Raw genomic sequence first — 23,285 nt, forward strand, 5'->3', positions numbered from 1 at the left:
GGTCAGTGTGCGCCCCGTGCCCGTGCGCGGTCGACCGCGGCCTCGACACCGTCGTGCCAGGGTTCGCCGTGGCCGGGCAGCACGGTCGCCGCCCCGGTGGCGGCGAGCACGTCGAGCGACGCGAGCGCCTGGCCGCTGTCGGCCGTGGCCGCGCCCGCGACGATCTGCGGACCCGGCAGGCCGGTGTACGGGTCCAGCGTGACGAGCGCGTCGCCGCTGATGAGGGTGTCCCGGCCAGGGAGGTGGAGCGCACAGTGCCCGTACGTGTGGCCCGGTGTGAACAGCACGCGCGGCGCACCGGGGAGCGGCAGCTCGCCACTCGTCGGGTAGGCGCGCAGGTCGTCGATCGCCGGGACGCGAAGCGCACCCGCACCGGCGATGGCCGCAAGGATCGGCAGCGCGCGAGGGTGCCGCAACGGGTAGAGGGCACGGGGGTTCTCGTGCGCGTACCGGTACGGGTGCGCCGCGAGGAAGAAGTCCTCCGGGTGCGCCCACACCGCGACGCCGAGCTCGCGGCGGAGCCGGGCGGCGACGCCCGTGTGGTCGAAGTGCGCGTGCGTGAGCGCGACGGCCGCGACGTCGGCCGGCGTCCTGCCGAGCGAGCGGAGCGCCTGCCCGAGCAGCGGCCAGAATGCGGGCAGGCCGGTGTCGACCACGAGCACCTCGCGGCCGTCGACCACGAGGTAGACGTTGACGTAGGCGTGCGCGAGCCGGAAGACGCCGTCGGCCACCTCCGTGGTGGCCGCGGCGTGCGTGCGCGGCACCGTCAGCTCCCGGCGGTCACGTTGTCGTACGCCCGTTGCGCGGCCGTCTGCGCGTCGGCCAGGGCCTCGGTCGCCGACTTGTCGCCGAGCAGCGTCGCCGTGACGGCGTTGTTGAGCTCGCTCTCGATGTCCTGGCCCGCGGGGGACGACCCGAACGTCTTCCCGTAGCCGAGGACGTCGTAGTAGGTCGAGATGACCTGGTCGAACCCCGCGTTCCCGGTGGGCACCACGTACTGGTCGCGGATGGCCTTGTCGGCCTCCGGCGAGCCGGTGAACAGGCCCGTGTTGAGGCCGCCGTCCTTCTGGAGCGTCGCGCTGCGGGCCTCGGCGGCCGCCTTCCAGGCGTCGAGGGTCGTGAGCTCGAGCGCCCACGCGCACGCGGCCGCCGGGTTCTTGGCGCCCTGGGGGATGACGAACGCCTGGCCGGACGTGACCGTGAACGGCTTGCCGTCCTTGTCCTTGAACGGGACGGCGCCGAGCTGGACCTTGTCGAGGTACGGGGACAGCACGTTCGGGTACCACTGGGCGTCGACCTGCGCGCCGACCTGGTCCGTGACGAACTGGTTGGCGTCCCCGAACGTGTCGAACGCATCGGTGAAGCTCTTCACCTTCGCGAACCCGCCCTGGGCGTCGGCGATCTTCTTGAGCAGGTCGAGGCCGGCCGTGTTCGCGGGGTCGTCGAGCGTCGGCTTGCCCGCGTCGTCGGTGAGCCTGCCGCCCATCGCGAGGACCCAGAGCCCGGCCTGACCGGTCGCGACCGGGTCGAACCCGAGGGTCGTCGGGACGCCGCCCGACTCCTTGTACATCGCGGTGAGCGCGCCGACCAGGACGTCCGGCTTCGACGTGTCGATCTGCTCGTCGGTGACGCCCGCGGCGTCCATGACGCGCTTGTTCAGCAGGATCGCGGGCGGCTGGTAGAACTGCGGCACCGCCCACACCTTGTCCTGGTACCGGACGTCGTCGACGACGAACGGGTACCACCGGGTGTCGGGGTCGACGTCGTGCGCGGTGAAGCACTCGTCGAGGGGCAGGATCAGGCCCTGCGCGGCGTACGTCGTGACGTAGCGGCGGTCCATCTGCACGACGTCGGGCACGTCGCCGCCCGCGAGGCGGGTCGTGAACTTCTGCGCGTCGAACGCGGTCTGGTCCAGCTTGACCGTCACGCCGTCGAGCTGGCCCGCGGCGTGGTCCATCCGGGCCGTGCCCACGTCGTCGGCGTTGTCGAACGCCCAGCCGTTCATGGTGCCGCTCGGTGTGCCGGTGAAGTCGGCGCTCGCGGCACCGCCCTGGTCCCCGCCGCCGGAGCTGCACGCCGCCAGCACGAGTGCCACGACGGGGAGCACGGCCACGGTCGCGCGTCGCGTCCTTCTCATCACTGCGTCCCTTCCCTGCCGCGGCGCGGGTCGTCGCGCCGACGGGTACCCGAGGACGGTCGTCGGCGGAGCGAGGCCGGGGCCGCGTCTGCCGCGCCGCTGCGGGCCGGTCGTCGCGCCAGGCTCTGGACGCATCCGGCCGCGAGGGGTGCCGCGAGCCGGTGCCCTCAGCGTCGGTGCTCGAGCAGCGCTTCGCATCTCGGGCGACCGCGACGTCGGACCGAGCGTCAGCCCTTGCGTCCCGTCGTGGCGACGCCCTCGATGAAGTACCGCTGGCCGAACGCGAACAGCACGAGCATCGGCACCGTGACCAGCAGCGACGCGACCATGACGTACTGGTAGTCGCCCTGGCCGCCAGCCGTCGGGCTGTACTTCGTCATCGCGTACGCGATCCCGAGGGGCGCCGTGAACCCGTCGACGCTGCCCGCGTTGAGGTAGATGAGCGCCTGCTGCAGGTTGTTCCAGCTCGCCTGGAACTCGAACAGCAGCACGATGACGAACGACGGGACGGACAGCGGCATGACGACGCGCCAGAACATCGTCCAGTAGCTCGCACCGTCGATGCGCGCGGCCTCGAACAGCTCGCGGGGCAACCCGAGGAAGAACTGTCGCTGCAGGAAGATGTAGAACGCGGAGCCGAACAGGTTCGCGCCGAACAGCGGGATCCACGTGCCGAGGGCTCCCAGCTCCTTCCAGATGAGGTAGATCGGGATCATCGTCACGGCGCCCGGCAGCATCATCGTCGCGAGCACGAGCCCGAACAGCACCCCGCGGCCGGGGAACCGGAAGTACGCGAACCCGAACGCCACCAGCGAGCTGGACAGGGCGACCGTCACGGCGGCGAGGATCGCGATGGACACGCTCGTGAACATCCAGCTGAGCAGGGGCAGCTGGTGCCAGACCTCGACGTAGTTCTGCCAGTGCACCTCACGCGGCCACAGCGCGTTGTCGAACACCTGACCGCGGCCCTTGAGGCTCGCCGCGAGCAGCCACGCGAACGGGTACAAGAACAGCAGCGAGAAGCCGACGAGCACGACCCACAGGACGACGCGCCCGACGGGGTGGCGCCGCCCGTGCGGTGTCGTCGCGGCGTCGACGGGCGTCGTGACGACGGCGGCTCCGGGGCGCGGCCCGGTGAGCGGGAGGGTGGCCATCAGCGGTCGCTCTCGTAGTAGACGAGCCGGTTGCCGAACCGCATCTGCACGAACGTGACGATCATGATGATCACGAACAGCAGCCATGCCATCGCGGCGGCGAACCCGAAGTTGAACTGCCGGAACGCCTGCTGGAACAGGTAGACGGCGTAGAACAGCGACGCCTCGGGTGACGCGTTCGACTGGTCGCGCCAGAACAGCAGGTACGCGGAGTCGAACACCTGGAACGCGGCGATCGTCAGCACGATCACGTTGAAGAACATCGCGGACGAGATCATCGGCAGCGTGATGCTCACGAACCGGCGCACCGGCCCGGCGCCGTCGAGCGACGCGACCTCGTAGAGCTCGCGGGGCACGTTCTTCAGCGCCGCCAGGAAGATCACCATGGTCCCGCTCACGGCCCACAGCTGCATGAGCACGATGGACGGCTTGATCCAGGTCGGGTCGACGAGCCACTGCGGCCCCTCGATCCCGAACACCCGCAGACCCTGGTTGATCGCGCCGCTGTTGCCGTTGAGGAGCAGGAAGAAGATCGCCGCCGCCGCGACCGCCGGCGTCATCTTCGGCAGGTAGAACAGCGTGCGGAACACCCCGGCGCCGCGCCCGACGCCGTTGAGCAGGCTCGCGAGGAACAGCGCGAACACGATCTCGGCCGGCACGGCGAGCAGCGCGTAGAACAGGGTGTTGCCGAGCGCCGTCGCGACGCGGGGGTCCTGCAGGAGGCCCTGGTAGTTGGACAGCCCGGCGGGCCGGGCGACGTTCGTGGCGAGGTTGTAGTGGCTGAACGAGATGACCAGGCTGGAGATCATCGCGCCTGCCGTGAACACGAGGAACCCCACGATCCACGGCGAGATGAACAGGTATCCCGCGACGGCCTCACGGCGGTGGAAGCGGGTCCTCGTCCGCGGCCGCGGACGGGCCGCCGAGACCTGCGCGGCGGCGTCCGCGACAGCCGCCGGCTGTGCACCGATCTGCGTCATGACGCCTCCGCCCGTGCGGCCCGGCGTGCGGCCGCATCCACGTCGGAGGCCGTTGCTCGACCCCGTGGGAAGCCCCCGGGGCTTCGTGGCGGTGAACGTAACGCTGGCCCTGCACACCCGCAACCGGCGGACGCCCGTGGCCCACGGCGACCGTTGCGGTGGTCAGGTCGAGCGGTCGATGACAGGCTCGACGGGCCGGAGAATGCGGCGTCACACGCAGGACCGCACGGTCCCCGCGCCCGGTGGAGGCAGCATGTCGCACGAGCAGGACGGCGTCGCCGACGCCCAGGTGGTGCGCTGATGGCGACCGTGACCCGCACGATGCCGTGCCCGCCGCAGGCGGTGCTCGACATCCTCGCCGACGGCTGGACGTATGCGACCTGGGTGGTCGGCACGTCCCGGATCCGTGACGTCGACCTCGCGTGGCCCGCGCCGGGGGCACGCATCGCGCACTCGTTCGGCGTGTGGCCCGCGGTCGTCGACGACGTGACGATCTGCCGCGCCTGGGACCCGCGGCGCGGCATCGAGCTGCAGGCCCGAGGCTGGCCCGCGGGCGAGGCGAGGGTCCGGATCGAGGTCGAGGCGCGTGACGGCGGCTGCTCCGTGCGGATCGTCGAGGACGCGGTCCGCGGGCCGGGCACGCTGGTGCCTCGCCCGCTGCGGACCGCGGCGCTCGTGCCACGGAACATCGAGACGCTCGACCGGCTGCGCCGGCTCGCCCAGGGCCGTGCCGCCCGCGCCGGCGCGGCCGGCTGACCTCGCCCCACGATCGGCTCGCAGGCCCTGGTGGCAAGGCGCCTCGGCGTGCGCGCGGACGTCGTCGGTGCGAGCCTGTCGGGGCAGGCTCGAGCATCGGGGCCACGCTCCGACGCCGAGGAGAACGATGAGGCTGCCCGTCGACCGTGGTCCCCTCAGCACCGAGGTCCGGAAGGTCCTCCAGGCCGAACCCGGGTCGGCGCGTGCCGCGGACCTCGTTCCGGTGGCCGCCGAGGCGCTGCGGACAACCGACGACCTGCTGGCCGACGACGACGTGCAGCTCACGTTGTTCGTGCTCTACGAGCTGCACCACCGGGGGTTCGACGACGTCGACGACAGGTGGGAGTGGGACACCGGGGTGCTCGCGGCGCGCGGGCTGCTCGAGCGCGCGCTCGAGTCGACGCTGCGCGAACGGGTCCCGGTACCCGACGCGGTGCCCGCGCGGCGGCGGGCGGTCGCGGACGCGCTGTTCGCCATGACCGCCCCGCGCCCCGGTCCGAGCGTCGCGCGCTACGTGTGGCGGCACGCCGAGCGGGAGCAGCTGGTCGAGCTCCTCGTGCAGCGCTCGATCTACCAGCTCAAGGAGGCCGACCCGCACACGTGGGCGATCCCGCGGCTGACCGGTGCCGCGAAGGCCGCGCTCGTGGAGATCCAGGCCGACGAGTACGGCGGCGGCCGCGCGGACCGGATGCACAGCGCGCTGTTCGCCCGGACGATGCGCGGCCTCGGTCTCGACGACACGTACGGCCGGTACGTCGACGCCGTCCCCGCGGTCACGCTCGCGAGCCTCAACACGATGTCGATGTTCGGCCTGCAGCGCCGGCTGCGGGGGGCGATCACCGGCCACCTCGCCGCGTTCGAGATGACGTCGTCGCTGCCGAACCGCATGTACGGCGACGGCTTCCGCCGGCTGGGCGCGGACCTCGACACCACCTGGTACTTCGACGAGCACGTGGAGGCGGACGCCGTGCACGAGCAGATCGCGGGTCGCGACCTCGCGGGCGGGCTCGCGGAGCAGGAGCCCCAGCTCGTGGCGGACATCCTCTTCGGTGCCGCCGCGTGCCTGTACCTCGACGACCTCGTCGGCACGCACATGCTCGGCGCCTGGGAGCGCGGCGAGTCGTCGCTGCGCGCGCCCGTGACCGCAGCCGCCGAGGGGGCCGCATGACCGCCGACGACCCGACGCGCCCGCCGACGCGGCGCCGCACCGCGTCGGTGACCGCGTGCCCCGACGGCCCGCTGCTGGTGCGCGGGGACGTCGAGCTCGTCGACGACCGGGGCAACCCCGTCGACCGCCACCGCGCGACGGTCGCGCTGTGCCGGTGCGGCTCGTCCGCGATCAAGCCGTACTGCGACGGCACGCACAAGGCCATCGGGTTCGAGGCGCCCTGAGGTCGTCGCGGGCGTTCAGACGCCCAGGAGACCGCGCAGCGGCTCAGACGCCCAGCAGGCCGCGCAGCGTCCGGGCGTTGTGCACCGCGTTCCCGCCGCCGTCGTTGTTGAAGTAGACGAGCACGTCGCGCCCCTGCCCCGACCACTCCCGCACCCGGTCCGCCCACCACCGCAGGTCGTCGTCCGAGTACGAGCCTGCGTACAGGTGGTGGTGGTCGGGTCCGTGCATGCGCACGTAGACGACGGGCGCGGTGGCGCGCAGCACGCACGGCAGGCCGGCGCCGCTGGTCACGCAGTACGCGGCGCCGTGCCGCTCGAGCATGGCGAACACCGCGTCGTCGACCCACGAGGGGTGCCGCAGCTCGACCGCGACGCGCACCCAGTCGGGGAGCGAGCGCAGGAAGTGGTCGAGCCGCGCGTCGTCGCGCTGCTGGTCGGGCCGGAGCTGCACGAGCAGCGCCTCCCGGCGCCCGCGCAGCTCGTGCCACGAGCGGGCCATCCGCTGCGACCACGCCTCCGGCCCGTACAGCCGCTTGGCGTGCGTCAGCCCGCGTGGGGCCTTGACCGACATGGTGAAGCCCTCGGGCAGGCGATGGCGCCACCCGGCGAACGTCGAGTCGCGCGGCCAGCGGTAGAAGCTGGCGTTGAGCTCGACCGTGCTGAACTCCTGCACGTACCGACGGAGCCGGTCCGCCGCCGGCAGGCCCGGCGGGTACAGCACGCCCTCCCAGTGGTCGTACGACCATCCCGACGTCCCGACCCGGATGATCACGGAGCCATCGTGCGGCCGGCGCCGGCCGACCGCATCCGGGCGTCGTGCGGTTGCGGCCGCTGCGACGTGGGGGTTCGCTGGCCGGAGCACCGTGCAGAGCCGCGCGGCCCGGCACGCACGGAGGCAGGTGCGCCCGTGGCGAGGATCGACCGCATCGCGGAACCGTGGGGTGAGCGGACGCCCTACGCAGCAGGTGGCACGTGGCCGACGCGTCGCGACCAGTACCTCGCGCCGGGCGTCGAGCCCGGCGACGTGGACCGGTGGGTGCAGAGCGCGTCGGTGCTGCACTCGAACGGTGACGGCCTGGACATCGCCGTCCGTGCCGGCCGGGTGGTCGGGGTGCGCGGCCGGGTTCAGGACCGGGTCAACCACGGCCGGCTGGGGCCGAAGGACCTGTTCGGCTGGCAGTCGGTCGCCGCGCCCGACCGGTTGCGCACGCCGTGGGTGCGCGAGGACGGCCGCCTGCGGGAGGCGACGTGGGACGAGGCGATGACCAGGATCGTCGACCGCATCGAACGGCTGGTCGCCGAGCAGGGGCCGTCGGCGATCGGGTTCTACACGTCGGGCCAGCTGTTCCTCGAGGAGTACTACACGCTCGCGCTCGTCGCGCGCGGCGGCATCGGCACGCCGCACCTGGACGGCAACACCCGCCTGTGCACCGCCACGGCGGCCGAGGCCCTGAAGGAGTCGTTCGGCTGCGACGGCCAGCCCGGGTCGTACACCGACGTCGACCACGCGGACGCGCTCGCGCTGTTCGGGCACAACGTGGCCGAGACGCAGACGGTGCTCTGGTCCCGCATGCTCGACCGGCTGGCGGGTGCGAACCCGCCGACGCTTCTGTGCGTGGACCCGCGGCCCACGCCCGCGGCCCGGGTGGCGACCGTGCACCTCGCGCCGCTGCCGGGCACCAACGTCGCCCTGATGAACGGCCTGCTCCACGAGGTGATCGCACGTGGTTGGGTCGACGAGACCTACGTCGACGCCCACACCCTCGGGTACGACGAGCTGGCGCGGTGCGTCGCCGACTACCCGGTCGACGTGGTGGCCCGGATCTGCGACGTCCCGGCCGACGGCCTGCGGCGGGCGGCCGAGCTCGTGGGGACCGCCCCGCGACTGCTGTCGACCGTCCTGCAGGGGTTCTACCAGTCGAACCAGGCCACGGCCGCGGCCGTCCAGGTCAACAACCTCCACCTGCTGCGCGGGATGCTCGGGCGGCCCGGCTGCGGGGTGCTGCAGATGAACGGGCAGCCGACCGCCCAGAACACCCGGGAGTGCGGCGCGAACGGTGACCTCCCCGGCTTCCGGAACTGGGCCAACGAGGACCACGTCGAGCAGCTGGCGCGCCTCTGGAACGTGCCGGCCGAGCAGATCCCGCACGTCTCGGCACCGACGCACGCGATGGCGATGTTCCGGTACGCGGAGCAGGGCACGCTGCGCATGCTCTGGGTGCAGGCGACCAACCCCGCCGTCTCGCTGCCCGAGCTCGCACGGCTCCGGTCCGTCCTCGCCGACGACGGCCTGTTCCTCGTCGTCCAGGACCTGTACCGCACCGAGACGGCCGAGCTGGCGGACGTGGTCCTGCCCGCGGCCGGCTGGGCCGAGAAGACCGGCGCGTTCACCAACGCCGACCGCACCGTTCACCTCTCCGAGCAGGCGGTGGACCCGCCCGGGGAGGCTCGCTCGGACCTCGCGATCTTCGTCGACCTCGCGCGCAGGCTCGACCTGCGGGACGCGGACGGTGCACCCCTGGTCCCATGGGACACGCCGGAGGGCGCGTTCGACGCCTGGAAGGCGTGCAGCCGAGGTCGACCGTGCGACTACTCGGGCCTGACGTACGAGCGGCTGCGCGGCAGCGGCGGCATCCAGTGGCCGTGCACGACCGACGAGCCCGACGGGCGCGAGCGGTTGTACGGCGACGGCGTCTTCCCGACGACGAGCGACCAGTGCGAGACGTTCGGCCGGGACCTCGTCACCGGCGCCCCGACCGAGCGGACCGCGTACGAGGCGCTCACCCCGGCCGGCCGCGCCTTCCTCAAGGCGGCGCCGTACGTCCCGTCACGTGAGCGCCCCTCGGAGCGCTACCCGTTGCACCTCATCACCGGGCGCACGCTCTACCACTTCCACACCCGGACGAAGACCGCACGCGCGCCGCAGCTCGACGCCGCGGCCCCCGAGGTGTGGGTCGAGCTGTCGGTCGCCGACGCCCGCGCCCGCCGGCTCGCGGAGGGTGACGTCGCCGAGGTCGTGACGCCGCGCGGCCGGGTCGAGGCCCGCGTCCGGATCACCGCCCTGCGCGACGGCGTCGTCTTCCTGCCGTTCCACTACGGGTACTGGGACGACGACGGGGACGCACACGACCGGGCGGCGAACGAGCTCACGCGCACGGCGTGGGACGCGGTCTCCAAGCAGCCGCTGTTCAAGTCGGGCGCGGCCCAGGTGAGCCGCGTCGCGGCGGGCGACGGGCCGTCCGCGGCGCCGACCACCACGGCGTCGGCCCCCGTCGACGCCACGGTCACCTCGACGCACGGCGGCGCCGCCGAGTCCGAGGACGTCGTGATGACGGAGGCGCAGCGATGAGGCTCGACGCACTGCGCCGACGGCTCGGCGCCGACGAGCAGCTCCTCTCCGCCCACCTGCGTGCGCTCGCGGACCGCCACGCGGACGACCCGGAGGTCGCGCTGCTGGCGCTCGACCTCGCCGACTGGTCCGACCGGCACGCCGAGGCGCTGGGGCACGGGTCCGGCGGTCACCCGACCGCCACGGGGCAGGTCGAGCTCAGCGCGAACCCCGACCCGGGGCTCGCGCTGCTCGACGACCTCACGGCGGTGCACGTCCGGGCGTCCGCGGTCGCGCTGTCGTGGCAGCTCGTCGGGCAGGCCGCGCAGGCGCTGCACGACGCCGACCTGCAGGCGACGGTGCAGCGCTGCCGGCCGGAGTCGGTGCGTCAGGCGGCCTGGGCCGCGGCGCAGGCCAAGCAGGCCGGCACCCAGATCCTGGTGACCTGACGGCGCGGCAGCCCGTCGGTACCGTCCGTCATGCGTCGGCCTTCTTCCCGGTCGGTGCGACTGGTGCGTACAACGGCTGGACCTCCTCCATCTCGAGGTCGGCCGTCGCCTGGATGAGCGCGAGCAGGTCGGTGTCGAGACCGGGGGAGAACTCCTCGAAGCGTTCCTCGGCGATCGTGATCGGGACGCCGGCGGGTGCCTGCTCGCTCGCGTCGAGCTGCGTGCCGTCCTTCGACGGGGACATCCCCTGGAAGATCTTCCCGGCCTCCGACGCCGCGGTGAGGTCGAACGAGTACTGCTTGCTCTGCAGGCCGAGGTCGAGCAGCTTCTTGACCTCGGGGAACTTCTCGGCGTTCGTCTTCGGGATCGGCAGCACGGTGCCCCAGTCGACCCCGAGCGTCTCGAGGGCGCGCGCGTACGCGTTCTCGTGGGCCTGGTCGCGCACGATGAGGTACGCGATGGTGGAGCGAGCGGTCCTGTTCGCGGTCATCTCGTAGATGCGGCACTTCTGCAGGCGTCCGGTGGACTCGAGCATGAGGTTGTACAGCAGGTCGAGCACGAGGTTGCCCGAGTTGTAGACGTAGGTGCCGCTCCACGGGTTGCCCGCCGAGTCGACGGGCAGGGCGCCCTGCGCGGCCACGAGGTAGTGGTGGATGTTGCTCTGGTCCAGCGCGAGGCTCAGGGGCGTCGCGCCACCCGCGCCGGGGGCGTCGAGCGGGTCGGTCTTCTGGCCGTTGTACCGCGGCGACCCGTCGAGCAGGCGCGCAATCGTGGTGCCGATGAGCTCGACGTGGCTGATCTCCTCGGTGCCGATGCCCTGGAGCAGGTCGCGGTACGGCTTCCCGGCCGGCCCGCGGAAGTTCATGCTCTGGAACAGGTACTGCATCATCGTGCGCATCTCGCCGAACTGGCCGCCCAGGCCTTCCTGCAGGGCGTTCGCCGCAGCCGGGTCCGGCTCGTCGGCCTCGATCTCGTTGATCAGTCGCTGCACGTGCAGGTACATGGTCGTCCCCCTGGGGCGGGTCGTCAGGACCCGTCGTCGTCGTGGTGCTGGTTGCCGCCGCGCGCCTGTCGCAGGGCGCGGCCCCGTCGTACGTCCTCCTCCTGCTTGGCCTGCTTCTTCTCGCTCGCCCGGGTGTCCCGCGGCGGCAGCTGGATCGTCTCCTCGGCAGCGATGCCGCCCTGCAGCTGGCGTCCACGTTCGAGCTCCGCGTCGAGCTCGGCGCCGAACAGCAGCGCCAGGTTGGTGATCCACAGCCACAGCAGGAAGACGATGACCCCGGCCAGCGAGCCGTACGTCTTGTCGTAGCTGGAGAAGTTCGCGACGTAGAAGCCGAACGCGACGGACGCGAGCACCCACACCACGAGCGCGAGCAGCGCGCCGACGCTCACCCACCGGAACTTCGGCTGCCGCACGTTCGGGGTCGCGTGATAGAGGATCGCGATGGCGACCACGACGAGCGCGACGATGATCGGCCACTTCACGACGTTCCACACGGTGACCGTGACGTCGCTCAGGCCGACCGACGCGCCGACCGACCGGGCGACGCCGCCCGACAGCACGACGGCGACCACGATCACGACCGCGATGAGGACCAGCGCGAGCGTGATCCCGAGCAGCCACGGCCGCAGCTTCCAGATCGGCCGGCCCTCGTCGATCTCGTACACCCGGTTCATGCCCCGGCTGAACGCCGCGACGTAGCCGGACGCCGACCACAGGGCCACGACGAGCCCGACGACGAGCGCGAACCCGGCTGCGGGCGCCTTCGTCAGGTTGTCGAGGATCGGCTCGATCGTGTCCCCGGCGGTCGACGGACCGACGTCCTCCACCACGTTCAGGACGCCCTTGATCATCGACTGCGGGTCGCCCACGATGCCGAGCACCGAGACGACCGCCAGCAGCGCCGGTGCGACGGCCATGACCGCGTAGTAGGTCAGCGCCGCCGCGAGGTCCGTGCACTGGTCCTTGCCGAACTCCCGCAGCGTCTTGCGTCCCACGTACGACCACGAGCGCTTCGTGATGTCGTCGGGTGAGTCGGGCTTGCGCGGGTCCTCGGGCGGCGGCGCGGCGTCCTTGGCGGTGCTGCGCGTGGCGGCGGTGTCCTGCTCGCTCATCGGGTCTCCCACGGGTGGTCGGGTGCGCGGGGCCGGGGCACGCGGCGAGGTGGGGCGGGGCACCTCGCCGCGTGCGGGCCGCTAGTAGCCGCCGGTGCCGGTGGTGGGGCTGGTGCCGGTGGTGGGGCTGGTCCCGGTGGTGGTGCCGGTGCTCGTGCTGGGCGGACCCTCGGCGTGCGCTCCGCGCACGGCGTCCGTGGCGTCGGTCGCCTGCGAGCGCAGGTCCGCGGCCGCCTCTCGCCCGTCGTCCTTGAGCGTCGCGCCCGCCTCCGTCGCCCGGTCCTTGACCGCCGCGACGGCGTCCTGCGCAGGCTCCTTCAGGCTGCCGGCGAGGTCCTGCGCGGCGTCCTTCGCCTGCTGCACGACGGGCGCCGCCTGCTCCTTCGCCGACTGCGCGAGCCGCTGCTCAGGGCGGCTGCTCGGCAGCAGCGACGACACCAGCCACCCGGCGCCGAACGCGATCAGCCCGGCGGCCAGCGGGTTGCCGCGGGTCTTCTCGGTGGCCGCGTGCGGCAGGTTCGACGCGGCGTCGCCGACCGACGACGCGACGCCCGAGGCGGCCTCGCCCGCGGCGTCCTTCGCGTCCGACGCGCTGCCCATGACGCGGTCCTTGACCCCGCCGACCGCCGAGCGGACCTTGTCGGCCTGCCGGTGCGCGACCTGGCTCGGGCTGACCTTGTCCGTCAGGGCGTCCACGTCCGAGCTCAGCTCGGCGCGCGTGCGCTCGATGTCCTCGCGGATCTGCTCCGGTTCGGTGCTCATGCGTTCTTCTCCTCGTGGCCCTGCAGTGCGTGGGGGATCTTCTTGACGGTGTCCGTGGTCTGGGGCATGCCCTCGACCCGGCGGGACTCGGCGCGTCCGCGCATCGCCAGCACGGCGGCGACGATCGCCCAGACGACGGCGACGATCACCGCGGACCAGGCCAGCGAGTCCAGCGCGTCGCCGAGCGCCCACCACACGGCGACCGAGACGAACACGAGGACCATGTGGCCCGCGACGGCAGCCCCGGCGAACATCGACCCGCTCTTCGCCGCGTGGCGGACGGACTCGCGGGCCTCGGCCTTCGCGAGCTCGACCTCCTGGCGCAGGAGGGTCGACAGGTCCTTGGTCACCTCGCTCAGCAGCTCGCCGACCGACTGCTGCGAGGGCGCGCCCAGGGGCTCGGTCACGGCTGCTCCCATCCCGTCGTGCCGGTGGCCGCCGGAGCGGGCGGGACCGTCGACCCGTACGTGAGGGGCTCGTCCACGACCGTGGGCGGGTAGCTCGGCGGCGGCGGGGCGGCCGCCGTCACGGCCGCGGGGGCCGTCGTCGGTGTCGTGCGTGCGCTCGGGGTCGACGGCGCGTCCTTCAGGCCACGCGTGAGCCGGCCCGCGACGATCCCGGCACCGGCCGCGAGCAGCAGGAACGTGCCCGGACGGCGGCGCGCGAACCGGCGGACCTCGTCGAGCACCTCCTCCGGGCTGTGCTCGTCGAGCCAACGCCCGACCTGGCCGACGGCGTCGCCGACGCCGCGCACCAGGTCGGTGGCGAGGTTCTGCTCCGCGGGGGCGGACGCCATCTGCGAGAGCTGCCCGGAGACGGTCGACAGGCCGCTCGCGAGCCGGGTCTGCTGCGTGCCGGCCTGGCCGGAGACCTCCGACCGCGTGCGCGACCACAGGTCGTCGAGCTGGCGCCGGGCCTCGCCGGCGACCGCGGCCGCCTCCTGCTTCGCCTCACCGAGCAGGTGCCCGCCCGCGTCGGCGGCCTTGTCCTTGAGGATGCTCGCCTGCTCCTTGGCCGTCTCCGTGGTTCCGGTGCTGGTGCCGGCGCCGTAGCCGTAGCCGGTGGTACCGCTGGTGTAGTCGTCGGTCATGACATGGCCTCGTCTCAGTCGTGGGGGGGTCCCCGCCCGGCCGCGGGCGCGGGGCACCCACAGGTCAGGGGGATCGACGTGGTCGCGGACCTTCTTGCCGCGCTGCCACCGGGGGCTCTGGAACCCGCTCGGGAGGCCCCGTCCGGAGTGCGCGCAGGCTTCACGTCACGTCCGCCGGGCGCCCGGGGACACGTCTGTCCCCGGGGGGTGTGGTCCGCCGGTCGGGGCTGCCGACCGGCGGAACCTCGACGCTAGGCGCGGTTCTTGCGACCCGCCACCGCAGCGCGGTGCCCCCGTGGCGACCCTCGCGCCTGCCCCGTGCGGCGAGGTCGCCGACGTCCCGCGCGCGGTGGGCGGCCAGGAGCTCGTGGCAGCGATGTGCTCGCCGCGAGTCCTCGCTCACCACCTGCTCGGACAACATGGCGATCTCGTCCTTGCCGGCGTTGCGGGGTCCCGGTGCGTTGCGGGCGTCCCGGTGCGTCGAGGCTCGCTGGCTCGCATCCGTCACCGACACGTCACCCGCGCGACGCGCACCGGACACCACGGCTCCCTAGCGTCGGCCGCACCGACGACAGAGAGCAGGGCGACGATGACCCTCACGATGACGCTCGTCCGACACGGGCGCACCCACTTCAACGCTCGCCGCGTGCTGCAGGGCCGCTGCGACTCGCCCCTGACCCGCGACGGCCGCGCCGGGGTGCGTCGGACCGCGCAGCACCTCGCCACGACACCGTTCACGGCCGCGTGGTCGTCGCCGTCCGGCCGGGCGGTCGCCACCGCCGTCGAGCTGCTGCGGTTCCACGACGACGTGCCGCTGCGCACCGACCGCGGCCTGCTCGAGTACGCGTTCGGCGACTACGAGCAGAAGCCCGAGAGCGTGCTCGACGAGGCCATCGCCTGGCCGGAGCTCGTCACGGAGGTGCTCGCGGGCCGTCACCCGGGGCTGCCCGGCGGCGAGCACGCCGCCGAGTTCATGGGGCGGACGCGCGCCGTGTTCGCGCGGATCGCCGCGCAGCACGACGAGGGCCACGTGCTCGTCGTCGGGCATGGTCTGGCCCTCGGCGCGTACCTCGCGACGATCGACGCGAGCGGCCTCGTCCCGCTGCCCAACGCGTCCGTCTCGACCGTCCACATCGAGCCCGACGGCACGGCGCGGATCAGCAGCATCGGCGTCGACGTGGCGCAGCAGGGGCACGTCGCGGCCCGTCCGATGCGCGCGCCGACGAGGGTGGCGTCCGTCGCGTGACCACGCCCCGTACCCGCCGCACCTGACCGGGCCGCGCGCCCGTCGACGGGCCCCGGATGCCGACCGGGCGGAACGCGGTGATCCTGAGCCGCATGCAGACAGCCACGGCCGCCACGACCGCGCGCCCTGAGACGTCCGACCGGGCCCGCCAGGTCCTCGTGCTCGTCGGGGCGGTCCTGGCGATCGGGGGAGCGGCGTTCGGTTCGGGAGCGTTCGGCGGGCAGCAGGTCGCGGACGCCGCCGGTGGCGCGCTGTCGGCGGACGCGACGCCGATCGCCCCCGCGACGCCGGCGTTCTCGATCTGGTCGCTGATCTACCTCGGGCTGGCCGTGGTCGCGGTGGCGCAGGCGCTGCCCGGCCAGGCGACGAGCCCCCGGTTCCGTGCGACGGCGTGGTGGGTCCTCGCGTCGATGCTGCTCAACGCCGCGTGGATCGGCGTCGTGCAGGCGGGCTGGCTGGCGGCGAGCCTGCTCGTCATCCTCGTGCTGCTGGCGGTGCTCGCCCGGCTGTTCGTCGTGCTCGTGCGGATGCCGCCGCGCGGCGTGGCCGACGTGGTGACCGACGTGACCGTGGGGCTGTACCTCGGCTGGGTGAGCGTCGCGACGCTCGCGAACGTCACGGCGTACCTCACGGACGCCGGCGTCGGCGCCCGCGGTCCGGCGGTGACCGGCTGGTCGGTGGTCGTGCTGGCCGCGGCCGCCGCGCTCGCGGTCGGCTACGCGATGCACGGCCGCGGTCGTGCGTCCGTCGTGCTGCCGGTCGGTGCCGCGATGGCGTGGGGGCTCGCGTGGATCGGCGTGGGCCGGCAGTCGCCGCCGTTCGAGGACGGGGTGGTCGCCCTCGCCGCGTTCGCGGCGGCCGTCGTGGCGCTCGGGTCGGCGGTCGTCGCGTCCGTCGTCAGGCGGCGGCACACCTGACCGACCCGGTCACGCGTGGCCGGTGTGCTCGTGCTCGGGGTGCGTCGCCGGCTCGATCTGGAACGTCGAGTGCTCGACGGAGACGGCGAAGTGGGTCGCGACGCACTCCTGCAGCTGGTCGAGGATCCGTCCGGCGTGCCCGTCGCTGAAGCACTCGTCCTCGACGACCACGTGCGCGCTCAGCACCGGCAGCCCGGCCGCGATGAGGGACGCGTGCACGTCGTGGACGTCGCGCACGTGATCCACCTCGAGCAGGTGCGCACGGACGTCGTCGAGGTCGAGGCCGCGTGGCGTCGACTCGAGCAGCACGGTCGTCGTCTCCCACAGCAGCCTGCCGGCGCGCGGCAGGATCAGGACGCCGATGAGCAGGCCCGCGACGGCGTCGGCCTGCATCCACCCGGTCGTCGCGATGACGACCGCGGCGACGATCACCGCGACGGAGCCGAGCGCGTCGTTGAGCACCTCGAGGAACGCAGCGCGCAGGTTGAGGTTCGCGGACCGGCGTGGCGCGAGCACGAGCAGCGACGCGACGTTGCCCACCAGGCCGACCACGCCGAACACGAGGAGCTGCGTCGAGGCGATCTCGGGCGGAGAGAACAGCCGCGCGACACCCTCGACGAGCACGTAGACACCGACCGCGAGCAGCACCGCCGACTGCGCGAGCGCGGCGAGCACCTCGGCCCTCCGGTAGCCCCAGGTGCGGCTCGACGTGGCCGGACGCAGCGACACGTGGGCGGCGAACAGCGCGAGCGCGAGCCCGGCCGCGTCGGTGAGCATGTGCGCGGCGTCGACGAGCAGCGCCAGGGAACCCGTGACGAGCGCGCCGACGACCTCGGCCAGCAGGATCGTCGTGGTGATCGCGAACGCCGCGGCCAGCCGGCCGCGGTGGTCGTCAGGGCCGCCGGGCAGGTGGGCGTGGTCGTGGCTCGTCGACATCACGCTGTCATTGTCCCGTTCCTGCGCCCACTGCTCCGCGTCGGCGGCACGAGATGCCCGGACGGAGGCACGTGCATACCATTCCGGGGATCGTGACGAGGTCCGCGTCGAGCAAGGGGGCGGCAGTCACCCCACGACGGAGGGCCGATGGACCCGACTGTCACGGCTGCGCGCTTCCACCACCCCGTCGCGGGTGGCCGGTCGTGGTGGTCCGATGAGCTGTACACGATCCTCGGCATGTCGCCCGGCGACGTCCCGCCGCGGCTCGACGTCCTGCTGAGGCACGTGCGTGCCGACGAGCGGGCCTCGCTCGAGCAGGCCGTCGACGCGTGTGCGTCGCGCGGGCGGTCGTTCGCCCAGGTGCACACCGTCACGCAGCTGCGCGGGACGCCCCGCACGGTGACGATCGCTGCTGTCGGCTTCCCCGCGCACCACGGCACGCACGAGGTCGACGGCGTCGTCGTCGACGTGTCCGGCGAGGTCGCGGAACGCGCGGCGCAGCAGGCCAACATCGAGCTCGTCGAGCTGCTCGCCCGCCGCGGCGCCGTGGAGCAGTCCGTGGGTGTGCTCGGTCTCGTCTACGGGGTCGACCGGACGACCGCGCTCGAGCGCCTGCGCCGGGCCGCGCGGCAGCGACAGGTCGATGTCGCCGGTGCGGCCGAGGCCGTGGTGAGCGCCGCGCAGGCGGTCGGCGGCGACCTCGGCAGCGACCAGGCGTTCTTCGAGCGTGCCGTCTCGGCGGCCGTGGAGCGACCGTCGCCCGACGCGTGAGGCACCGTCGCCCGACGCATCGTCGCCCGACGCGTGAGGCGCTGCCGTCGGGCCGTCACCACGCCCGGCGGGGGACCGGCGCGGAGCGTCGCCGTCGCGCCGGACCCTTGCGAGTCGGGATGCCGCGCGTCGCCACGGGCGGGAGCAGCCGCGTCCAGCCGTGCGGGTCGCCCGCGGGCAGGTCCACGCGCACCCGCACGCCGTTCCGTATCGCGTGCCGGACGATCGCACCGAGCGTGCGGACTGCCGTGGGACCGAGGTGCGTGGTGCGTTCGAGATCCACCACGAGCCCGCCGCGCTCACTGGCGACGGTCCACGCGCGGTTCGAGGCGTCGAACAGGTCCTTGGCGCAGCGCAGGTCGGCGTCGCCGATCACCGTCACGACGGGGTCGACCCCGTCGTGCACCGTCGTGAGGACCCGCCCCGACCGTGTGCTCGACGGCGCGGTGGCGGGGTTCGACGCCCCGAGCGCCGCCTCGAACGCCTCGCGGCCGGACACCGACATCGGGCGCACCCCGCGGAGATCCTCCACGACGTGCTGGGCGATGGTGGAGAGCTTCACGTTGAGGCGCATCGAGCTCCAGCGCAGGAGGTCGAACGCGCCCGCGTCGTCGAGCCCGTAGACCAGCATGAGGGCGCCCTTCGCCTGGTCGATGACCGCGTGGGACGCGAGAGCGGTGCCGAGCGAGAGCGACGCCGTGCATCGAGCCGCCGCGCTCACCCCCGTCTGGAGGTCGAGCACCGTCCCCCGCACCTCGTGCGCCGACGTCCGCGCCCACTCCGACCCGCCCGTGATCGTGAGCGTCCGGGCGCGGCCCTCGGCGTCGACGACGCGGTGGGTGAGCGCGAACACCTTGCCCTCGAGCACGCACCGAACGAGCGCTTCGCGGAGCGCCTCGCCGTCGCGCGCGTCGAGACGGGACGCGAGCTCGTCGAGCCGCGCGTCGTGCGGCAGGTCGGGGTAGACGTCGCGGACGCCCTCCGACCACCACCACGAGTCGATGTCGTAGCGGTACACGTAGTGGCCGACGACCTCAGCGGCGTGGACCGGCATGCGTCCTCCTGGCGGGGGAGCTCGTCCGGCGGCGGGTGACGGGCAGAGGCTCAACCCTGGCGCCTGCGCGGTGAACGTCGCTCGACCTTATGCCGGTCGTGAGGTCTCGCACGCCGAGCGCGACCACGACACCCGGACGGGTGGTCACCACCGGACGGTGAACCAGACGACCTTCCCGGTGCGCTCGGGACGCCACCCCCAGTCTGCGGTCACGACGTCGAGGATGTGCAGCCCGTGCCCGCCGGGCAGCCCCTGGCGTCCCGACCGTCGCTGCGGTGCGTCGCCCGCGCCGTCGTGGACCTCGAACGTGACCTCGCGGTCGCGGTGGACGGTGCGGACGTTGATGCTCGGCCCGCCCGCGGCATGGCGCACGGCGTTGGTGAACACCTCGCTCATGGCCAGCTGGACCGTGTCGACGGCACGCTTGGGCGCTCCCGCGTCCCGGGCGCGTTCCATCGACCAGGCGCGGGCGCGGGCCAGCGAGCTCACGGACGCCGCGAACGAGCGTTCGTTACCGTCGCCCGTCGAGTGCACCCGGTGACCGTACCGGTCCGGGGGCCGTCGCGCGCCACGACACCGGGTGGAACGTCCGGGCGTTCGTGCTGCTCGGCGGGGGTCGGCGTCCGCCCGGCGCACCGGGGGCTCTTGACAGGGTCCTATGCTTGCCGCGGTCGCCCACCGGCGATGCACGGCACGGTCCGGTCGGGGTGGAGGTGCGCGTGGCGGTCGCCGACGACTCCGACGCGGGATGCCCGGCCGGCGCGCCCACCGGTGAGGCTGAACGCGTGCGGTGGACGGCGGCCGTCGCCGCCGCCGAGGTCGGCAGCTTCGACTGGGACCTGCGCAGCGGGCGCCTCGAGTGGGACGACCAGCTGCTCGTGATCTTCGGCCTCACGCGCGAGGCGTTCGGCGAGTCGATCGACGACTTCACGGCCGCCCTGCACCCTGACGACGTCGGTCGCGTGGACGAGGAGCTCCGCGGGGCGATCGCCACCTGTTCGGAGTACGCCGCGGAGTACCGGGTGCTGCGCCCCGACGGAGAGGTGCGCTGGGTGCAGGCCCGCGGGAAGGCCCTGTGCGGCCCGGACGGTTCCGCCGTCCGAGTCGTCGGGGCTGCGTACGACACGACGGCGCGGCACGTCGAGGACGTGCGGGTGGCCCGGGTCCTGGAGACGATGCCGGCGGCGTTCTTCCTGCTCGACGACGAGTGGCGCTTCCGGCACCTCAACGCCGAGGCGGAGCGGATCCTGGGACGACGGCGGGTCGAGCTGCTCGGCCGGGTGATCTGGGACGTGTTCCCCGCGACGCTGGGGTCGGCGTTCGAGCACCAGTACCGCGCCGCCGTGACGACCGGCCTGGCCCGGTCGTTCGAGGCCGTCTCGCCGGTGCACGTGGACCGCTGGTACGAGGTGCGCGCATGGCCGGGCCCCGACGGGCTGTCGGTGTACTTCTCGGACTGCACCGACCGTCGACGTTCGCAGGAAGAGGCTGCGCTCGCTCGCGAGCGGGCAGAGGCGGAGCAGCGTGCCGCCGACGAGGCCCGGCGTCTGGCCGAAGCGGGGGAGGCGCGGCTGCGTCTGCTCGGCGAGGTGGGCGACGACCTGGCGTCGACGCTGGACACGGAGGAGGCGGTCGCCCGGCTCGCCCGGCACCTGGTGCCGAGCCTCGCGTCGTGGTGCCTCATCACCTTGTCGACCGACCAGCACCACCTGCGGGACATCGCGAGCTGGCACGCCGACCCGCGCCTGCGCGAGACCGTCGCCCGCTACGCCCGGCTGCGCCTGACATCGCTGTCGACGGCGTCGTACCTGTTCAGGGCCCTGCGCACGGGCGAGGTCGTGGAGGTCCCCGACGCGACGCACCAGATCGCCGGCGTGCTCACGGGAGAGGCGGTGGGCGTGCTGCGCGAGCTCGCGCCCGGGATCGCGTACGCCGTCCCGCTGCGGGCGCGCGGGCGGACCGTCGGTGCGATGACGCTGTTCCTCGACGAGGACCGGGAGCCGCTGAGCCCGGAGGACGTCGCGATGACCGTGCAGCTCGCGGACCGGGCGGGGCTGGCGCTCGACAACGCGCGGCTCTACGAGGAGCAGCGGCACATGGCGGAGTCGCTGCAGCGCGCGCTGCTGAGCGCCCCCGTCCACCCGGACCGCATCAACGTGGCGGTGCGCTACCTGCCGGCGTCGAAGGCCGCGCAGGTCGGTGGCGACTGGTACGACGCGTTCCTGCAGCGGTCCGGGGCCGCGGTGCTGGTGGTGGGCGACGTCATCGGTCACGACACGCAGGCCGCGGCGGCGATGAGCCAGGTCCGCACGCTGCTGCGCGGCATCGGGTACGCGTCGGGCAGCAGGCCCGGCGCCATGCTGCAGGACCTCGACGAGGCCATGTGCGCGCTCCAGGTCGACACGATGGCCACCGCGGTCGTCCTCCGGCTCGAGCAGGACGCGCCGGACGGCGCCTCCGGCCTGACGCGGGCGCGCTGGTCCAGCGCGGGCCACCTGCCGCCGATCGTCGCGGGCCCGGACGGGAAGGTCGAGGTGCTGGCGGAGCGGAACGGTCCGCTGCTCGGGCTTCGCGCCGGCGCCGAGCGGCCGGAACGCGACCTGCTCCTCGAGCGCGGCAGCGTCGTGCTGCTGTACTCCGACGGGCTCGTCGAGCGGCGCGGCGAGCACCTCAGCCACGGGATCGAGCGGCTGCGGAGCGTGCTGGCCGACGCGATCGCGACGCTCCCGCTGACGAGCGACCCGGACGACCTCGAGCGCGTCGTCGACGACGTGCTCGAGCGGATGCTCGACGGGCACGGCGACGACGACGTCGCCGTGGTCGCGGTGCACGTGGCGCCCGGGTGCGGCGCCGACAGGTGACGAGCGGGCCGCTCGTCCGGACCGCCAGGGGCGGCGACCACGGGCATCGATCTGCGCGCGGCCCAGGTCTACCGTGGTGACGAACCGGTCGCGAGACGGCTCGACAAGCCTCGTCGAGGGAGCAGCGATGACCACCACCATCGACCCGGTCACCTCCGCGGCGTGGGCCGGGTTCACCTCCGGCCCGTGGGCGGACGGCATCGACGTCCGGGACTTCATCCAGCGGAACTACACGCCGTACGAGGGCGACGACGCGTTCCTCGCCGGTCCGACGGCGCGCACCACGGCGGTCTGGGCGCAGATCGCGGGGATGTTCCCCGAGGAGCGCGCGAAGGGGATCTACGACGTCGACCCGCACACGCCGTCGACCATCACGTCGCACGCGCCCGGGTACGTCGACCGGGACAAGGACCTCATCGTCGGCCTCCAGACCGACGCGCCGCTCAAGCGGGCGATCATGCCGAACGGCGGCTACCGGATGGTCGAGGGCGCGCTCACGACGTACGGCTACGAGCCGGACCCGCTGGTCCGCGACATCTTCACCAAGTACCGCAAGACCCACAACGACGGCGTGTTCGACGTGTACCCGGCGGACGTGCGCAAGGCCCGCTCGGCGCACATCATCACGGGGCTCCCGGACGCGTACGGCCGCGGCCGGATCATCGGCGACTACCGCCGGGTCGCCCTGTACGGCGTCGACGCGCTGATCGCCGCGAAGCAGCGGGACAAGGCGATGCTCGACATGGAGCGGTCCGTCGAGGACGTGATCCGTGACCGCGAGGAGCTCGCCGAGCAGATCCGCGCGCTGGGTGAGCTGAGGACGATGGCCGCGTCGTACGGCTACGACATCTCCGGCCCCGCGGCGACCGGCCGTGAGGCCGTCCAGTGGCTGTACTTCGGGTACCTCGCGGCGGTGAAGGAGCAGAACGGCGCGGCGATGTCGCTGGGCCGCACGTCGACGTTCCTCGACATCTACCTGCAGCGCGACCTCGAGGCCGGTCTGCTCACGGAGGAGCAGGCGCAGGAGCTCATCGACGACTTCGTCATCAAGCTGCGCATCGTGCGGTTCCTGCGGACCCCCGAGTACGACGCGCTGTTCTCCGGCGACCCCACCTGGGTGACCGAGACCATCGGCGGCATGGGGGAGGACGGGCGCACGCTGGTCACGAAGAGCTCGTTCCGGCTGCTGCAGACGCTCTACAACCTGGGTCCCGCTCCGGAGCCGAACATGACCGTGTTCTGGAGCGAGCGGCTGCCGCGCGGGTTCAAGGAGTTCTGCGCCAAGGTCTCGATCGACACGTCGGCCGTGCAGTACGAGTCCGACGCGCACATCTCGT

General features: G+C 73.2%; 23 protein-coding genes. 10 read left to right on the top strand and 13 right to left on the bottom strand.

Going from position 1 to position 23,285, the window contains the following annotated elements:
• Positions 1-2: 2 nt before the first annotated feature.
• From J7523_RS11305 to J7523_RS11320, 4 genes are all read right to left on the bottom strand, one after another.
• A complete protein-coding gene (locus J7523_RS11305) occupies positions 3-764 on the bottom strand; it encodes an MBL fold metallo-hydrolase (protein WP_291886330.1) in 762 nt (253 codons plus the stop codon).
• A 2-nt stretch (positions 765-766) separates the two neighbouring features.
• Positions 767-2,137, bottom strand: a complete 1,371-nt coding sequence (locus J7523_RS11310; protein ID WP_291886333.1) for an extracellular solute-binding protein — start codon at positions 2,135-2,137, stop codon at positions 767-769.
• Between the two features lie 227 nt (positions 2,138-2,364).
• Entirely contained in the window at positions 2,365-3,291 is a 927-nt protein-coding gene (locus J7523_RS11315; protein WP_291886336.1) for a carbohydrate ABC transporter permease, read from the bottom strand.
• Positions 3,291-4,271 (bottom strand): sugar ABC transporter permease, encoded by a 981-nt coding sequence (locus tag J7523_RS11320; protein ID WP_291886338.1) that lies wholly within the window; start codon positions 4,269-4,271, stop codon positions 3,291-3,293. Before J7523_RS11320 ends, J7523_RS11315 begins: the two co-directional genes overlap by 1 nt.
• Before the next feature lie 300 nt (positions 4,272-4,571).
• Between J7523_RS11320 and J7523_RS11325 the strand changes: the two genes are divergently transcribed.
• The 3 genes from J7523_RS11325 to J7523_RS11335 all read left to right on the top strand — a co-directional run bounded on the left by J7523_RS11325 (position 4,572) and on the right by J7523_RS11335 (position 6,419).
• Complete coding sequence (locus J7523_RS11325) at positions 4,572-5,027, top strand: SRPBCC family protein (protein ID WP_291886340.1); 456 nt, start codon at positions 4,572-4,574, stop codon at positions 5,025-5,027.
• Positions 5,028-5,154: 127 nt separating this feature from the next.
• Positions 5,155-6,195 carry an iron-containing redox enzyme family protein gene (locus J7523_RS11330; protein ID WP_291886343.1) on the top strand — a complete coding sequence of 347 codons (1,041 nt, stop codon included), beginning with the start codon at positions 5,155-5,157 and terminating at the stop codon, positions 6,193-6,195.
• Positions 6,192-6,419, top strand: a complete 228-nt coding sequence (locus tag J7523_RS11335) for a CDGSH iron-sulfur domain-containing protein (protein ID WP_291886345.1) — start codon at positions 6,192-6,194, stop codon at positions 6,417-6,419. Before J7523_RS11330 ends, J7523_RS11335 begins: the two co-directional genes overlap by 4 nt.
• Before the next feature lie 43 nt (positions 6,420-6,462).
• Here the strand turns inward: J7523_RS11335 and J7523_RS11340 are convergent, their stop codons facing one another.
• A complete protein-coding gene (locus J7523_RS11340; protein ID WP_291886348.1) occupies positions 6,463-7,191 on the bottom strand; it encodes a DUF72 domain-containing protein in 729 nt (242 codons plus the stop codon).
• Between the two features lie 135 nt (positions 7,192-7,326).
• Between J7523_RS11340 and J7523_RS11345 the strand changes: the two genes are divergently transcribed.
• Together J7523_RS11345 and J7523_RS11350 are read left to right on the top strand one after the other, a co-directional pair.
• Entirely contained in the window at positions 7,327-9,768 is a 2,442-nt protein-coding gene (locus tag J7523_RS11345) for a molybdopterin oxidoreductase family protein (protein WP_291886351.1), read from the top strand.
• A complete protein-coding gene (locus J7523_RS11350; RefSeq protein ID WP_291886353.1) occupies positions 9,765-10,196 on the top strand; it encodes a hypothetical protein in 432 nt (143 codons plus the stop codon). The genes J7523_RS11345 and J7523_RS11350 overlap by 4 nt, the downstream gene beginning before the upstream one ends.
• A gap of 28 nt (positions 10,197-10,224) precedes the next feature.
• Here the strand turns inward: J7523_RS11350 and J7523_RS11355 are convergent, their stop codons facing one another.
• The 5 genes from J7523_RS11355 to J7523_RS11375 form a co-directional block, all read right to left on the bottom strand.
• Positions 10,225-11,199 (bottom strand): manganese catalase family protein, encoded by a 975-nt coding sequence (locus J7523_RS11355; RefSeq protein ID WP_291886355.1) that lies wholly within the window; start codon positions 11,197-11,199, stop codon positions 10,225-10,227.
• 23 nt (positions 11,200-11,222) lie between these two features.
• Complete coding sequence (locus J7523_RS11360) at positions 11,223-12,311, bottom strand: YihY/virulence factor BrkB family protein (RefSeq protein ID WP_291886358.1); 1,089 nt, start codon at positions 12,309-12,311, stop codon at positions 11,223-11,225.
• 81 nt (positions 12,312-12,392) lie between these two features.
• Positions 12,393-13,073: a DUF3618 domain-containing protein gene (locus J7523_RS11365; protein WP_291886361.1), complete on the bottom strand. Its 681-nt coding sequence runs from the start codon at positions 13,071-13,073 to the stop codon at positions 12,393-12,395.
• Entirely contained in the window at positions 13,070-13,492 is a 423-nt protein-coding gene (locus tag J7523_RS11370; protein WP_291886363.1) for a phage holin family protein, read from the bottom strand. The genes J7523_RS11365 and J7523_RS11370 overlap by 4 nt, the downstream gene beginning before the upstream one ends.
• Positions 13,477-14,163, bottom strand: coding sequence for a hypothetical protein (locus J7523_RS11375; protein WP_291886365.1), 687 nt, complete (start codon positions 14,161-14,163; stop codon positions 13,477-13,479). The genes J7523_RS11370 and J7523_RS11375 overlap by 16 nt, the downstream gene beginning before the upstream one ends.
• A gap of 589 nt (positions 14,164-14,752) precedes the next feature.
• Here J7523_RS11375 and J7523_RS11380 point away from each other — a divergent pair.
• Positions 14,753-15,409 carry a histidine phosphatase family protein gene (locus J7523_RS11380; RefSeq protein ID WP_291886367.1) on the top strand — a complete coding sequence of 219 codons (657 nt, stop codon included), beginning with the start codon at positions 14,753-14,755 and terminating at the stop codon, positions 15,407-15,409.
• Between the two features lie 92 nt (positions 15,410-15,501).
• Positions 15,502-16,326: a tryptophan-rich sensory protein gene (locus J7523_RS11385; RefSeq protein WP_291886369.1), complete on the top strand. Its 825-nt coding sequence runs from the start codon at positions 15,502-15,504 to the stop codon at positions 16,324-16,326.
• A 9-nt stretch (positions 16,327-16,335) separates the two neighbouring features.
• On the opposite strand, the gene J7523_RS11390 is transcribed toward J7523_RS11385, so the two are convergent.
• Positions 16,336-17,262 carry a cation diffusion facilitator family transporter gene (locus J7523_RS11390; protein ID WP_291886388.1) on the bottom strand — a complete coding sequence of 309 codons (927 nt, stop codon included), beginning with the start codon at positions 17,260-17,262 and terminating at the stop codon, positions 16,336-16,338.
• A gap of 147 nt (positions 17,263-17,409) precedes the next feature.
• Between J7523_RS11390 and J7523_RS11395 the strand changes: the two genes are divergently transcribed.
• A complete protein-coding gene (locus J7523_RS11395) occupies positions 17,410-18,033 on the top strand; it encodes an ANTAR domain-containing protein (protein WP_291886371.1) in 624 nt (207 codons plus the stop codon).
• 55 nt (positions 18,034-18,088) lie between these two features.
• Here the strand turns inward: J7523_RS11395 and J7523_RS11400 are convergent, their stop codons facing one another.
• Both J7523_RS11400 and J7523_RS11405 read right to left on the bottom strand, forming a co-directional pair.
• The gene (locus tag J7523_RS11400) at positions 18,089-19,087 is read right to left on the bottom strand and encodes an ANTAR domain-containing protein (protein WP_291886373.1); all 999 of its coding nucleotides are present in this window, start codon (positions 19,085-19,087) and stop codon (positions 18,089-18,091) included.
• A gap of 144 nt (positions 19,088-19,231) precedes the next feature.
• Complete coding sequence (locus J7523_RS11405) at positions 19,232-19,621, bottom strand: ATP-binding protein (RefSeq protein WP_291886374.1); 390 nt, start codon at positions 19,619-19,621, stop codon at positions 19,232-19,234.
• A gap of 185 nt (positions 19,622-19,806) precedes the next feature.
• Here J7523_RS11405 and J7523_RS11410 point away from each other — a divergent pair, with 185 nt between their 5' ends.
• Together J7523_RS11410 and J7523_RS11415 are read left to right on the top strand one after the other, a co-directional pair.
• A complete protein-coding gene (locus tag J7523_RS11410) occupies positions 19,807-21,948 on the top strand; it encodes a SpoIIE family protein phosphatase (protein WP_291886377.1) in 2,142 nt (713 codons plus the stop codon).
• Positions 21,949-22,075: 127 nt separating this feature from the next.
• The coding region (locus tag J7523_RS11415; protein WP_291886380.1) for a pyruvate formate lyase family protein at positions 22,076-23,285 on the top strand (1,210 nt) is incomplete at its 3' end.

Origin of the sequence: Cellulomonas sp. (genome assembly GCF_017744555.1) — a bacterium.
GTDB lineage: Bacteria > Actinomycetota > Actinomycetes > Actinomycetales > Cellulomonadaceae > Cellulomonas.